The following is a 12,872-nucleotide window of genomic DNA, read 5'->3' on the forward strand; positions in this document are numbered from 1 at the left end:
GGCAAACCTAACTTCATTTGCGGGGGGCGTACGAACCCCGACTCGAATTAGTTCCCCCGTTTCCGTTGGGTTTAGAGTTCAGAGAAGTCGGTTCAGGATCACGTCGGGTCCCTAGTTGTGGTATGTCCGCAACGCTGCGCAGACTCGACACGTCCACCAATGACGTTGGAGGCACAGCACTCGATGAGTACTACGACTGAAGCCGCTCCGGCCAAGGAGCGCACACGGTCGCTTTACCGGGGCGACCCCGGAATGTGGTCCTGGGTTTTGCACCGGATCACAGGCGTAATGACGTTCTTCTTCCTATTCGTGCACGTGCTGGATACCGCGCTGGTGCGCGTGAATCCCGACACGTACGACAGTGTCATCGAGACCTACAAGAACCCGATCGTCGGGCTCATGGAGCTCGCGCTCGTCGCCGCGGTGCTGTACCACGCACTGAACGGTGTCCGGGTGATGCTGGTGGACTTCTGGTCCAAGGGACCGCAGTACCAGCGCCTGATGCTCTGGGTAATCCTCGCGATCTGGTTCCTGGTGATGATCCCGGGCGCCGGCCGCATCTTCTACAACATGTTTGCGGGGCACTGACATGACGACAGAAGCCAAGAGTCTCGGCAAGACCTACGACCGTCCCGCCAGCCTGGACAACCCGCGCTCTCCGCGCCGGACCTCGAAGAACAACTTCGAGCTGTACGCCTGGCTGTTCATGCGGTTCTCCGGACTCGCACTGATCTTCCTCGTGCTCGGCCACCTCTTCATCATGCTGATGCTCGACGACGGTGTGCACCGCATCAACTTCGCGTTCGTCGCAGGCCGCTGGTCCAGCCCGTTCTGGCAGTTCTGGGACCTCACCATGCTGTGGCTTGCCCAGCTGCACGGCGGAAACGGACTCCGCACGGTCATCGCGGACTACTCCCGCAAGGACTCCACGCGCTTCTGGCTGACCACGATCCTCGTTCTCTCGATGATCCTGATCATGGGCCTCGGCACGTACGTCATCTTCACCTTCGACCCCAATATCTCGGCGAGCTAGGGGAGCACAGACTTCATGCAGGAACACCGTTATGACGTGGTCATCGTCGGCGCCGGCGGCGCCGGCATGCGCGCAGCGATCGAGGCCGGTCCCCGCGCCCGCACCGCGGTACTGACCAAGCTCTACCCCACCCGCAGCCACACCGGCGCGGCCCAGGGCGGCATGTGCGCCGCGCTGGCGAACGTGGAGGAAGACAACTGGGAGTGGCACACCTTCGACACGGTCAAGGGCGGCGACTACCTCGCCGACCAGGACGCCGTCGAGATCATGGCCAAGGAGGCCATCGACGCGGTGCTCGACCTCGAGAAGATGGGTCTGCCGTTCAACCGCACGCCCGAGGGCAAGATCGACCAGCGTCGTTTCGGTGGTCACACCCGCGATCACGGTAAGGCCCCCGTGCGCCGCGCATGTTATGCCGCGGACCGCACCGGTCACATGATCCTGCAGACGCTCTACCAGAACTGCGTCAAGCACGACGTCGAGTTCTTCAACGAGTTCTACGCCCTCGACATCGCGATCACCGAGACGGAGAACGGCCCGGTCGCCACCGGCGTCATCGCCTACGAGCTGGCCACCGGCGAGATCCACGTCTTCCACGCGAAGTCCATCGTGTTCGCCACCGGCGGCTCGGGACGCATGTACAAGACGACGTCCAACGCGCACACCCTCACCGGTGACGGCATGGGCATCATCTTCCGCAAGGGCCTTCCGCTGGAGGACATGGAATTCCACCAGTTCCATCCCACAGGCCTGGCCGGACTCGGCATCCTCATCTCCGAGGCCGTGCGCGGTGAGGGCGGCATCCTCCGTAACGCCGACGGCGAACGGTTCATGGAGCGCTACGCCCCCACCATCAAGGACCTCGCCCCCCGTGACATCGTCGCGCGGTCGATGGTCCTCGAGGTCCTCGAGGGACGCGGCGCGGGACCGAACAAGGACTACGTCTACATCGACGTGACCCACATCCCCGAGGAAGTCCTCGACGAGAAGCTCCCCGACATCATGGAGTTCTCCCGCACCTACCTCGGTGTGGACCCGGTGAAGGAACCGGTGCCGGTGTACCCCACCTGCCACTACGTCATGGGCGGCATCCCCACCCGGATCAACGGTGAGGTCCTGCGCAACAACGACGAGATCGTCCAGGGCCTGTACGCCGCCGGCGAGTGCGCCTGCGTCTCCGTCCACGGCGCGAACCGTCTCGGCACCAACTCGCTGCTCGACATCAACGTCTTCGGACGCCGCGCCGGCATCGCCGCCGCCGAGCACGCCAACAACAGCGAGTTCGTCGACATGCCCGAGGCGCCCGAGAAGATGGTCGACGACTGGATGGCCACCATCCTGTCGGACCACGGTCACGAGCGTGTCGCGGACATCCGCAGCGAGCTGCAGCAGTCCATGGACAACAACGCCTCGGTGTTCCGTACCGAAGAGCGCCTCACCCAGGCCCTCGAGGACGTGCGCGCCCTCAAGGAGCGCTACAACCACATCACGGTGCAGGACAAGGGCAAGCGCTACAACAGCGACCTGCTCGAGGCCGTCGAGCTCGGCTTCCTCCTCGAAATGGCGGAGGTCACCGTCGTCGGCGCGCTGAACCGCAAGGAATCGCGCGGCGGCCACGCCCGCGAGGACTACCCGGACCGCAACGACGCCGAGTACATGAAGCACACGATGGCATACAAGGAGGGCGACGGCCTGCTCTCCGACATCCGTCTCGACTACAAGCCGGTAGTCCAGACCCGCTACGAGCCGATGGAGCGTAAGTACTGATGAGCGCACCTGCAGTCGACAAGAGCGAGAACAAGTCGGATCTCCCTCCCGTGCCCGAGGGCGCCGTCATGGTCACCCTCAAGATCGCGCGGATGAACCCGGAGTCCGGCGAGGGCCAGCACTGGGACAGCTTCCAGGTTCCGGCTCTGCCGACGGACCGCATGCTGAACCTGCTCCTGTACGTGAAGGGCTACCTCGACGGCACCCTGACGTTCCGCCGCAGTTGCGCCCACGGCGTGTGCGGTTCGGACGCGATGCGGATCAACGGCGTCAACCGTCTGGCCTGCAAGCTCCTCATGAAGGACATGCTGCCCAAGGACGGCAAGCCGGTCACGATCACCGTCGAGCCCATCAAGGGCCTGCCGGTGGAGAAGGACCTCGTCGTCGACATGGAGCCCTTCTTCGACGCGTTCCGCGCCGTGAAGCCGTTCCTCATCACCACCGGCAACGAGCCCACCCGTGAGCGCATCCAGTCGCAGCACGACCGGGCACGTTTCGACGACACCACCAAGTGCATCCTGTGCGCCTGCTGCACCACGTCGTGCCCGGTGTACTGGAGCGACGGCAGCTACTTCGGTCCCGCCGCCATCGTCAACGCTCACCGGTTCATCTTCGACAGCCGTGACGAGGGTGCGTCGGAGCGTCTCGACATCCTCAACGACAAGGACGGTGTCTGGCGTTGCCGGACCACGTTCAACTGCACCGACGCGTGCCCCCGTGGCATCCAGGTGACGAAGGCGATTCAGGAAGTCAAGCGCGCGCTGCTCTTCGCACGCTGACCCCAGGTCTGCCGAGCACGTTCCAGGGCGCCCCCGACCACACCGGCCGGGGGCGCCCTGCGTCGTGTCCAACCTCACTGTCCGAGCGGTCCCGCGGTGAAATCTCCGCGCTAGTGTCGAGAACAGATGCTCCCGACGGACAGCGAGGTTCACCCATGGCGCAGTCGCCCAGTCCCGCAGTGGTCACGGTCACCGGAGCGGCAGGCAGCATCGGCTACGCGGCGCTGTTCCGGATCGCCGCAGGCGAGATGCTCGGCCCCGACACCCCGATTCGGCTGCGGCTCTTGGAGATTCCGTCCGCCGTGTCCGCCGCCGAAGGTACCGCGATGGAGCTCGACGACAGCGCCTTCCCCCTGCTCCGCGACATCGAGGTCCACGACGACCCGAAGCGGGGCTTCGACGGCACCGACGTGGCGCTCCTCATCGGGTCACGTCCCCGGTCCAAGGGTATGGAGCGTGGCGACCTGCTGGCCGCGAACGGGCAGATCTTCACCGTGCAGGGCCGGGCGATCAACCAGGTTGCCGCGGACGGAGTCCGGGTGCTGGTCGTGGGCAACCCGGCCAACACCAACGCGCTGGTCGCCGCGAACAACGCCCCCGACATCCCTGCCGAGCGATTCACGGCGCTGACCCGGCTCGACCACAACCGCGCGATCGCCCAGCTGGCACGGCACTCCGGCGCCGCGGTGAAGGACATCAGCCGCGTCGCGATCTGGGGCAACCACTCGAGCAGCCAGTACCCCGACATCTTCCATGCGAGGGTCGGCGACCGGTCCGGTGCCGAGTTCGCCGCCGACCGCGAATGGCTCACCGGCGACTTCATTCCCACGGTCGCGAACCGTGGCAGCGCGATCATCGAGGCTCGCGGCGCATCCTCCGCGGCCTCCGCCGCCAACGCCGCGATCGACCACGTGCACGACTGGGTGCTCGGCACCCCCGAGGACGACTGGACGTCCGTGGCGCTGCCCTCCACCGGCGCGTACGGCGTGCCGGAGGGACTGGTGAGCTCGTTCCCGGTTCGCTCGGTCGGCGGGTCGTGGCAGATCGTGGACGGGCTGGAGATCGACGATTTCTCGCGGAAGCGGATCGACGCGTCGGTCGCGGAACTCGAATCCGAGCGCGACGCCGTCCGGGGTATGGGTTTCATCTGATCCGGCGTCCGTCTCCCGGAACGGTCGCGCGGACGTCACGAAATCGTGTCGACACGTGTCCGTTTTCGGAAGTCGGCCGGTCGTCGCATACGCTGCCTCTTCGATGATGTGGCGTCGAGTGTGTACCGCGGTCGTGTCCGGAACCCTGCTGGCCGGACTCTCGGTGAGTGCTGCCGGGGCGATTCCGCCTGCAGTGCCCTCCTCCCCCACCGCCACACCGTTCACTACCCCGAACACCGACAACTGCCCCAACAGGTCGGCCCCCGCGCCTGCGATCGACCTGTCCGAGGTACCCCAGCCGGGTGATCCGACCCCGAGCGCCGTGTCGGTGCCCGACGAGCCGGTGGGCGGGTCGAAGCTGGCCGAGTGCGGGGTGATCCTTCCCGACGATGCGCCCGCGGTGCCCGCCGACATCGCGGCGTCCGGCTGGGTGGTCGCGGACATCGACACCGGCGACGTGCTTGCGGCGAAGGACCCGCACGGCCGGTACCGGCCGGCGAGCACCATCAAGATGCTGCTGGCTCTCGTGGCGCTGGGCGAACTGGATCTCGACAAGACCGTGACCGCCACCGCCGAGGACGCTGCGGTGGAGGGCAGCGCGGTCGGGATCGGCAAGAACGGTCAGTACACGAACCGGCAGCTGATGCAGGGCCTGGTGATGGCGTCGGGGAACGACGCCGCCCACCTCCTCGCCCGGCAACTCGGCGGCGACGCCGCCACGGTCGACAAGATGAACCACCTCGCCGACACCCTCGGCGCGCACGACACGCGGACCGCGACGCCGTCGGGGCTCGACGGCCCCGGCATGAGCAGCTCGCCGTTCGACCTCGCGCTCATCTTCCACACCGCGATGAAGAACCCGACGTTCGCGGAGCTGATCTCGACCGAGACGGTGCAGTTCCCGGGCTTCCCGAAGGACCCGGCGATCCCGGACGATCAGGACCGGCCCCCGTTCGCACTGGCCAACGACAATCAGCTGCTCTACAACTACGACGGCGCGCTGGGCGGCAAGACCGGATTCACCGACGACGCCCGCCACACGTACGTCGGCGGCGCCGATCACGACGGTCGCCGCCTGATGGTGACGTTGATGGGCGCCGAGGCCCAGCCGATCCGGCCGTGGGAACAGGCGGCTCGACTGCTGGACTACGGTTTCGCCCTCGACCGCGACGCCCAGGTGGGGTCACTCGAGGACCTGTATCCGGCCGACGAGGGCGCTGCGGCGGTGCTTGCCGCACCGCCGCAACAGGATTCGGCCGCTGCGACGAGTTCCGTCGTCGCGTCGGGTTCCGACCACCCCGACAACACGCTGGCCCTGCGGGCGGGTGTGGGGATCGTCGGGGCGGCCGTCGTCCTGGTGCTGGTGCTCTGCGCACGCCGGCTGTCCCGCAGGCGCTGACGGGCAGCGGCCGTCTCAGCGTTTGTTGCGGGTCAGCAGTCCGGACAACCCGAGCGCCGCGACGGCGCCCACACCCACCAGGGCGAGTCCCCCACGCACGCCCGGCCCCTCGTGCACCTCGATCCGGGGGTTGATGACGGCCGGATCCGGCGGCGGCACATAGGCGAGCGCGAGGCTGGCGCGGGTGGTCGCGGCCCACGCCGTCGAGAAGAGCAGCATCCGGCACGTCAGGTAGATGAATACGAGCAGACCGATGATCGGGCCGAACGCCACACCGGCGGGACCCGCAGTGACGGCCGAGAGGTAGATGGCACCGACCTGCTTGAAGATCTCGAACACCACGGCCGCGAGCAGGGCCGCCTTGAGCGCACTGCGGAATGTCACGGGCTCTCGCGGCAGTCGGGCGATCACCCAGGCGAACACCGCCCACGTCGCGACCAGCGACACGACGGTCGACAGCGCTCGCAACCCGGCGTCGATCCCGGTCACGTCGTCGAGGTTGAGCACCTCGACGACCGTTCGAGCCACCGGACCGCTGCTCAGCGCGGAGGATCCCAGAGAGACCACCATCGCCAGACCCAGCCCGAGCAGCGCGGCCGCGTCGCCCAGCTTGGTCCGGACGAATCCCTTCGACTCACGCTGGCTCTCCCACATCGCCGTCAGCGCGTCGCGCAGGTTCGCCATCCACCCGAGTCCCGCGTACGCGGCACCGAGCAGACCGAGAACACCCACGCTGGCACGGGACGCGATCGCCGAATCGATGACCGTGTTGAGCGTGTCACCCAGACTTCCGGGAACGTTCTTGGTGATGCTGTCCTGCAGTTCCTGCAGCAATTCCGGCTGACCGGCCAGGACGAAACCGGCGATGGCGAACGCGACCATCAGGATCGGAATCAGTGCGAGCACACTGAAATACGTGATCCCCGCCGCGTAATAGTCGCCCTTCTGCTGCTGGTACCGCTGTGCGGCCCGCATCAGATGGTCGAACCAGGGGCGCGCTGCCCGCTGCTTGTCGAGAAAACTCGGTTCGTCAGCCACAGTGCTCATCCCTTCGGTGTCAGAAACCCAACCTTCTCGTACACGGCCGCCAGAGTCTGCGACGACACCTCACGGGCGCGGTGAGCACCGGCGGCGATGATCCGATCGAGTTCTGCCTCGTCCGCGAGGTACCCCTCCACCTTCGCTTTCAACGGTGTCACGAACTCGGCGAGGACATCGGCCGTATCGGTTTTCAGGTCGCCGTACCCCTTGCCCTCGTACCCGGCCACCAACGTCTCGACCGGAGTCCCGGACAGTGCGGACTGGATGGTGAGCAGGTTGCTCACACCGGGCTTGGCCTGCGGGTCGTAGCGGATCTCCCGCTCGTTGTCGGTGACCGCGGACTTGATCTTCTTCGCCGACACCTTCGGGTCGTCGAGGAGGTTGATCAGGCCGGCGGGGCTCGGCCCGGACTTGCTCATCTTCGACGTCGGATCCTGCAGGTCGTAGATCTTGGCGGTGCCCTTGATGATCTGGGCCTCGGGAATCACGAACGCCTTCCCGAACCGGGTGTTGAACCGCTGAGCGAGGTCACGGGCCAGTTCGAGATGCTGACGCTGGTCCTCGCCGACGGGGACCCGCTGCGGGCGGTAGAGCAGGATGTCGGCAGCCATCAGCACCGGATACGTGAACAGGCCGACGCTCGCGTTCTCACTGCCTTGTTTCGCCGACTTGTCCTTGAATTGCGTCATCCGGCTCGCTTCACCGAAACCGGTGATGCAGTTGAGGACCCACGCCAGCTGCGCGTGCTCGGGCACCTGGCTCTGCACGAACAGCGTGGCACGGTCGGGGTCGATTCCGAGCGCCAGCAGCTGCGCCGCCGCGATCTTCGTACGACGGCGCAGCTCCTTCGGGTCCTGCGCCACCGTGATCGCGTGCAGGTCCGGGATGAAGTAGAACGCGTCGAAGTCGTCCTGCAGAGGCACCCACTGTTGCAGGGCACCCAGGAGGTTGCCGAGGTGGAACGAGTCGGCGGTGGGCTGGATGCCGGAGAGCACCCGCGGTTTCACGGTGGGCTTCTGAGCTGCAGGGGTCGACATGAGTACTGATCTTTTCACGTGCGCCCGTGACGACACGAATCAGATACCGGCCGTCACCGGTACTGGACGGTGACCGGCGCGTGGTCGGACCACCGCTGGTCGTAGGTTTCGGCGCGCTCGACGACGGCCTGCTTGGCCCGCTCCGCCAGTTCCCGGGTGGCGATCTGGTAGTCGATGCGCCAGCCGGAGTCGTTGTCGAACGCCTTCCCGCGGTACGACCACCACGAGTACGGTCCGGCGACGTCGGGATTCAGCTGCCGGACCACGTCGGTCCAGTACGCGTCTTCGGCGAACAGGGCCCCGAGCCACTCCCGCTCGTTCGGGAGAAATCCGGAGTTCTTCTTGTTGGTCTTCCAGTTCTTCAGGTCGAGTTCGGTGTGGGCAATGTTCCAGTCGCCGCAGACCACGACGTGCCGGCCCGCCGTGACGGCGGCCGCTGCGGTGTCGGTGAGGTACCGGGCGAAGGAGTCCATGAACCGCTCCTTCTCCTCCTGCCGGGGTGTCTGGGCCTCCCCGGAGGGCAGGTAGAGGCTCGCGACGGTCAGGTCGTCGAAGTCGGCCTCGAGGTAGCGGCCCGCGGTCGCGAACTCGTCGTCACCGTGGCCGACGCGGAAGGCGTCGGCAGGTTTCCGGGACAGGATCGCGACGCCGTTGCGCCCCTTCGACGACGGCTCCGCGGACACCAGGTTCCATCCGCCCTCCAGGGCGGGTGCGAGCGTCTCGGCCAGCTGCTCGTCGGACGCCCGCGTCTCCTGCAGGCAGACGACATCGGCCTCCGTGCGCTCGATCCACTCGGTGAGCCCCTTGCGGGCGGCGGCGCGCACGCCGTTGACATTGACGGTGGTGATGATGTGTGGCACGGCAAGCACCGTAGCGGACGCGTACGACAGCGCGGCTACCGAGACGAACGGGCGCTGCGGCGTTCCATCGCGACCGCCACGGTGAGGACAACGAGTCCCGCCACGGCGAGCAGCGCACCGACCGCGGCGGGCGCGGTGTAGCCGTAGCCGGCGGCGATCACGACACCACCGATCCACGCCCCGAACGCGTTCGCGATGTTGAGGGCCGCGTGGTTGAGCGAGGCGGCGAGGGTCTGGGCGTCGGCGGCGACGTCCATCAGCCGGGTCTGCAGTCCGGGCACCATCGACGCACCCGCCGCACCGACGAAGAACACCAGCAGCAGCGCCGTGTACGGGTTGTGGGAGGCGATCACGAAGATGCCGAGCAACACCCCGAGTGCCGTCATCGATACGAACAGACCGGGAATCAGCGCCCGGTCGGCGAGCCGGCCGCCGATCAGATTGCCCGCGACCATTCCCAGGCCGTAGATCATCAGGGCCAGCGGCACCAGCGACCGCGACAGCCCGGCGACGTCGGTGAGCGTCGTGCTGATGTACGTGTAGACGGCGAACATGCCACCGAATCCGACCATGCCGATGATCAGCGTCATCCACACCTGCGCGCGGCGCAGGGCACCGAGTTCGGTGAGGGGATTCGACATCCGCATGGCGGCGAGCGCGGGCACCCACGACCAGATCGCGCCCAGTGTCACCACACCGATCACCGCCACGAGCGCGAAGGCGCTGCGCCAGCCGAGCGTCTGGCCCAGCCACGAGGCGACCGGAACGCCGACGACGTTGGCCACCGACAGCCCCATCATGACGAGAGCGACCGCCCTGGCCCGCTGGCCGCGGTCCGCGAGGTGCGCCGCCACGAGGGCCGCGACACCGAAGTAGGCGCCGTGCGGGAGGCCCGCCCCGAACCGCGCGGCCATCAGCACGCCGTAGTTCGGCGCGAACACGGTGGCGGCGTTACCGATCGTGAACGCCGCCATCAACGCGATCAGCAGCGTCTTGCGGGGCACCCGCGCGGTCAGTGCCGCGATGAGGGGCGCGCCCACGACCACACCCAGCGCGTACGCCGAGATGACGTGCCCGGCCGTCGGCTCGGTGATCCCCAGACTCGACGCCATCTCGGGCAGCAGTCCCATCGCCACGAACTCGGTGGTCCCGATCCCGAAGCCACCGAGCGCGAGCGCGATCATGGCGAGCTTGCGGACGGACGGATGTTGCGCGATGACACCGAGGTGCTCGGGGCGGACGGGGGCGGAAGTGCTCACAGAAGAACTTTCGACTAGGCAGAGATACGGCTACGCGGCGCACGGCGCCTCGTTGCGCAACGACCCACATCGAAATTCTCTTCCCCGGATTCCGCCTTTCGCGCCTCGAGCGACCGTGAGATGACTCACCCGGGCCCCGGAGACGGCGAACGGGACGCCCCCGTGAGGGGACGTCCCGTTCGTAGCGCTGCGGCTCGGTGCCTACTGCTCGGCGATGGCCTTCTGGAGGTTGATGTCCAGCGCACCGAGGAACTCCTCGGTGGTCAGGTAGCCCTGGTCGCCGCCGACCAGCATCGCGAGGTCCTTCGTCATCTGGCCACCCTCGACGGTCTTGATGACCACGTCTTCGAGCTTCTGGGCGAAGCCGATGACGTCGGGGGTGTTGTCCAGCTTGCCGCGGTGCTCGAGTCCACGGGTCCACGCGAAGATCGACGCGATGGGGTTGGTGGACGTCGGCTTGCCCTGCTGGTGCTGACGGAAGTGACGCGTCACGGTGCCGTGCGCGGCCTCGGCCTCACACGTCTTTCCGTCCGGGGTCAGCAGCACGGAAGTCATGAGGCCGAGCGATCCGAAGCCCTGCGCGACGGTGTCGGACTGGACGTCGCCGTCGTAGTTCTTGCAGGCCCAGACGTAGCCGCCCTCCCACTTGAGCGCCGACGCGACCATGTCGTCGATGAGGCGGTGCTCGTAGGTGAGTCCGGCCGCGTCGAACTCCGGCTTGAACTCGGTCTCGTAGACGTGCTGGAAGATGTCCTTGAATGCGCCGTCGTACGCCTTGAGGATGGTGTTCTTGGTCGACAGGTACACCGGGTAGTTCTGCTGCAGGCCGTAGTTGAGCGAGGCGCGCGCGAAGTCCTCGATGGACTTGGTGAAGTTGTACTGACCCTGGACGACGCCGCCGCCCTCGGGGAAGTTCACCAGCTCGTGCTCGATCGGCTCGCTGCCGTCCTCGGGCGTGTAGGTGATCATCACCTTGCCGGGGCCGGGGACCTTGAAGTCGGTGGCGCGGTACTGGTCACCGAAGGCGTGACGGCCGATGATGATCGGCTTGGTCCAGCCCGGAACCAGTCGCGGAACGTTGGAGATGATGATCGGCGCGCGGAAGATCGTCCCACCGAGGATGTTGCGGATGGTGCCGTTGGGCGACCGCCACATCTTCTTGAGGCCGAACTCCTCGACGCGCGCCTCGTCCGGGGTGATGGTCGCGCACTTGACGCCGACGCCGTGCTTCTTGATGGCGTTGGCCGCGTCGACGGTCACCTGGTCGTCGGTCTCGTCCCGGTACTCGATGCCGAGGTCGTAGTACTCGAGGTTCACATCGAGGTAAGGATGGATCAGTTTGTCTTTGATGAACTGCCAGATAATGCGTGTCATCTCGTCGCCGTCGAGTTCGACGACGGTGCCCTCAACCTTGATTTTGGACATGGGTGCTTCGCGTCCTCCTAGGAAGTTTCCCTGGTTACACGGTTGCGGGCGCACTTTGTGAGTGGGTCCGCGAACGGTTCGCTTATCAAACGTAGACGGTCGAGGCGGCCCCCGGGGAGACCGCACCTAAACAAGACAAGCGTACTGCTATGCGCGTGGCCCGCAACATGTGGGGCTCGCAACCCACCCCTACTCGCGGGTAACTTTTCCCTGCTAGCGGCCCTGATCGGTGCCGTTTCCGGTCGTTCCACCTCAGCCGCTAAGATTCACTCCAGGTCATGAGTGCCAGCAACGAGCCCCGGCTAGCTGGCCGGCAACCCTCCACCGCGGTGGGGTGCCCCGGGTGATGACCTGGTTCCCTGATTCATACAACAGTCGGGTGACAAGCGCGGGTCCGACATCGGAGGTTCATGATGTGTTGTTGTTGTCGTAGATAGCCCCCAGACAAGCCCTGCGCGCGAACGAACGAGCACTCCGTCCGCGCCTCGTCAGACCACTGGAGTAGACAGCACATGACCGAGAACTGGTCGTTCGAGACCAAGCAGATCCACGCCGGGCAGACGTCCGACGCGACCACCAAGGCGCGGGCGCTGCCGATCTACCAGACCACCTCGTACACGTTCGACAGCACCGATCACGCTGCCGCGCTGTTCGGTCTGGCCGAGCCGGGCAACATCTACACCCGCATCATGAACCCCACGCAGGACGCGGTCGAGCAGCGCATCGCCGCCCTCGAAGGCGGCGTCGCCGCCCTGCTGCTGTCCTCCGGACAGGCCGCGGAAACCTTTGCGATCCTGAACCTCGCGGAGGCAGGCGACCACATCGTCTCCAGCCCGCGGCTGTACGGCGGCACGTACAACCTCTTCCACTACACGCTGCCCAAGCTCGGCATCGAGGTCTCGTTCGTCGAGGACCCCGACGACCTCGAGCAGTGGAAGGACGCGGTCCGGGACAACACGAAGGCGTTCTACGGCGAGACCATCTCCAATCCCCGCAACGACGTCCTCGACCTGCCCGGCATCTCCGGGATCGCGCACCAGCACGGACTCCCGCTGATCGTCGACAACACAGTGGCCACTCCCTACCTGATCCGCCCCCTCGAGCACGGCGCGGACATCGTG

Annotated in this window: 12 protein-coding genes and 1 riboswitch; of the genes, 7 read left to right on the forward strand and 5 right to left on the reverse strand. The window is 66.5% G+C overall.

All coding sequences use genetic code 11. From position 1 onward, the window contains the following. Positions 1 to 183: 183 nt before the first annotated feature. The 6 genes from sdhC to AZG88_RS16755 all read left to right on the forward strand — a co-directional run bounded on the left by sdhC (position 184) and on the right by AZG88_RS16755 (position 6,129). Positions 184 to 588, forward strand: a complete 405-nt coding sequence (sdhC, locus tag AZG88_RS16730; protein WP_005239889.1) for a succinate dehydrogenase, cytochrome b556 subunit — start codon at positions 184 to 186, stop codon at positions 586 to 588. Between the two features lies 1 nt (position 589). Further along, on the forward strand, positions 590 to 1,033 hold the full coding sequence (locus AZG88_RS16735) for a succinate dehydrogenase hydrophobic membrane anchor subunit (RefSeq protein ID WP_005239887.1): 444 nt from the start codon (positions 590 to 592) through the stop codon (positions 1,031 to 1,033). Between the two features lie 15 nt (positions 1,034 to 1,048). Further along, positions 1,049 to 2,800 carry a succinate dehydrogenase flavoprotein subunit gene (gene sdhA, locus AZG88_RS16740; RefSeq protein ID WP_005564176.1) on the forward strand — a complete coding sequence of 584 codons (1,752 nt, stop codon included), beginning with the start codon at positions 1,049 to 1,051 and terminating at the stop codon, positions 2,798 to 2,800. Further along, a complete protein-coding gene (locus AZG88_RS16745) occupies positions 2,800 to 3,579 on the forward strand; it encodes a succinate dehydrogenase iron-sulfur subunit (RefSeq protein WP_005256985.1) in 780 nt (259 codons plus the stop codon). Before sdhA ends, AZG88_RS16745 begins: the two co-directional genes overlap by 1 nt. A 155-nt stretch (positions 3,580 to 3,734) precedes the next feature. Further along, complete coding sequence (locus tag AZG88_RS16750) at positions 3,735 to 4,730, forward strand: malate dehydrogenase (protein WP_005239876.1); 996 nt, start codon at positions 3,735 to 3,737, stop codon at positions 4,728 to 4,730. Positions 4,731 to 4,848: 118 nt separating this feature from the next. Continuing rightward, positions 4,849 to 6,129: a D-alanyl-D-alanine carboxypeptidase family protein gene (locus AZG88_RS16755; RefSeq protein ID WP_005239875.1), complete on the forward strand. Its 1,281-nt coding sequence runs from the start codon at positions 4,849 to 4,851 to the stop codon at positions 6,127 to 6,129. A 15-nt stretch (positions 6,130 to 6,144) separates the two neighbouring features. On the opposite strand, the gene yhjD is transcribed toward AZG88_RS16755, so the two are convergent. The 5 genes from yhjD to AZG88_RS16780 all read right to left on the reverse strand — a co-directional run bounded on the left by yhjD (position 6,145) and on the right by AZG88_RS16780 (position 11,751). Continuing rightward, the gene (yhjD, locus tag AZG88_RS16760; protein ID WP_025432264.1) at positions 6,145 to 7,176 is read right to left on the reverse strand and encodes an inner membrane protein YhjD; all 1,032 of its coding nucleotides are present in this window, start codon (positions 7,174 to 7,176) and stop codon (positions 6,145 to 6,147) included. Next, on the reverse strand, positions 7,173 to 8,207 hold the full coding sequence (gene trpS / locus AZG88_RS16765) for a tryptophan--tRNA ligase (RefSeq protein WP_005239873.1): 1,035 nt from the start codon (positions 8,205 to 8,207) through the stop codon (positions 7,173 to 7,175). Before trpS ends, yhjD begins: the two co-directional genes overlap by 4 nt. A gap of 53 nt (positions 8,208 to 8,260) precedes the next feature. Further along, entirely contained in the window at positions 8,261 to 9,067 is an 807-nt protein-coding gene (locus tag AZG88_RS16770) for an exodeoxyribonuclease III (protein WP_005239872.1), read from the reverse strand. Positions 9,068 to 9,102: 35 nt separating this feature from the next. Continuing rightward, the gene (locus AZG88_RS16775; protein WP_082833344.1) at positions 9,103 to 10,326 is read right to left on the reverse strand and encodes an MFS transporter; all 1,224 of its coding nucleotides are present in this window, start codon (positions 10,324 to 10,326) and stop codon (positions 9,103 to 9,105) included. A gap of 201 nt (positions 10,327 to 10,527) precedes the next feature. Next, the gene (locus tag AZG88_RS16780) at positions 10,528 to 11,751 is read right to left on the reverse strand and encodes an NADP-dependent isocitrate dehydrogenase (protein WP_005560536.1); all 1,224 of its coding nucleotides are present in this window, start codon (positions 11,749 to 11,751) and stop codon (positions 10,528 to 10,530) included. Positions 11,752 to 12,025: 274 nt separating this feature from the next. Continuing rightward, positions 12,026 to 12,146: riboswitch (SAM riboswitch) on the forward strand. Between the two features lie 117 nt (positions 12,147 to 12,263). Here AZG88_RS16780 and AZG88_RS53700 point away from each other — a divergent pair. After that, positions 12,264 to 12,872 (forward strand): PLP-dependent transferase (locus tag AZG88_RS53700; RefSeq protein WP_231914040.1); only part of this gene is annotated, 609 nt, incomplete at its 3' end.

This window comes from Rhodococcus sp. LB1 (assembly GCF_001583455.1).
Lineage (GTDB): Bacteria > Actinomycetota > Actinomycetes > Mycobacteriales > Mycobacteriaceae > Rhodococcus_F > Rhodococcus_F opacus.

Excerpts from the sequence above, each read along its gene's own strand:
- trpS (WP_005239873.1), bottom strand. The coding sequence starts at position 8,207 with ATGTCGACCCCTGCAGCTCAGAAGCCCACCGTGAAACCGCGGGTGCTC.
- AZG88_RS16780 (WP_005560536.1), bottom strand. The coding sequence starts at position 11,751 with ATGTCCAAAATCAAGGTTGAGGGCACCGTCGTCGAACTCGACGGCGAC.
- sdhC (WP_005239889.1), top strand. The coding sequence starts at position 184 with ATGAGTACTACGACTGAAGCCGCTCCGGCCAAGGAGCGCACACGGTCG.
- AZG88_RS16745 (WP_005256985.1), top strand. The coding sequence starts at position 2,800 with ATGAGCGCACCTGCAGTCGACAAGAGCGAGAACAAGTCGGATCTCCCT.
- AZG88_RS16735 (WP_005239887.1), top strand. The coding sequence starts at position 590 with ATGACGACAGAAGCCAAGAGTCTCGGCAAGACCTACGACCGTCCCGCC.
- yhjD (WP_025432264.1), bottom strand. The coding sequence starts at position 7,176 with ATGAGCACTGTGGCTGACGAACCGAGTTTTCTCGACAAGCAGCGGGCA.
- AZG88_RS16750 (WP_005239876.1), top strand. The coding sequence starts at position 3,735 with ATGGCGCAGTCGCCCAGTCCCGCAGTGGTCACGGTCACCGGAGCGGCA.
- sdhA (WP_005564176.1), top strand. The coding sequence starts at position 1,049 with ATGCAGGAACACCGTTATGACGTGGTCATCGTCGGCGCCGGCGGCGCC.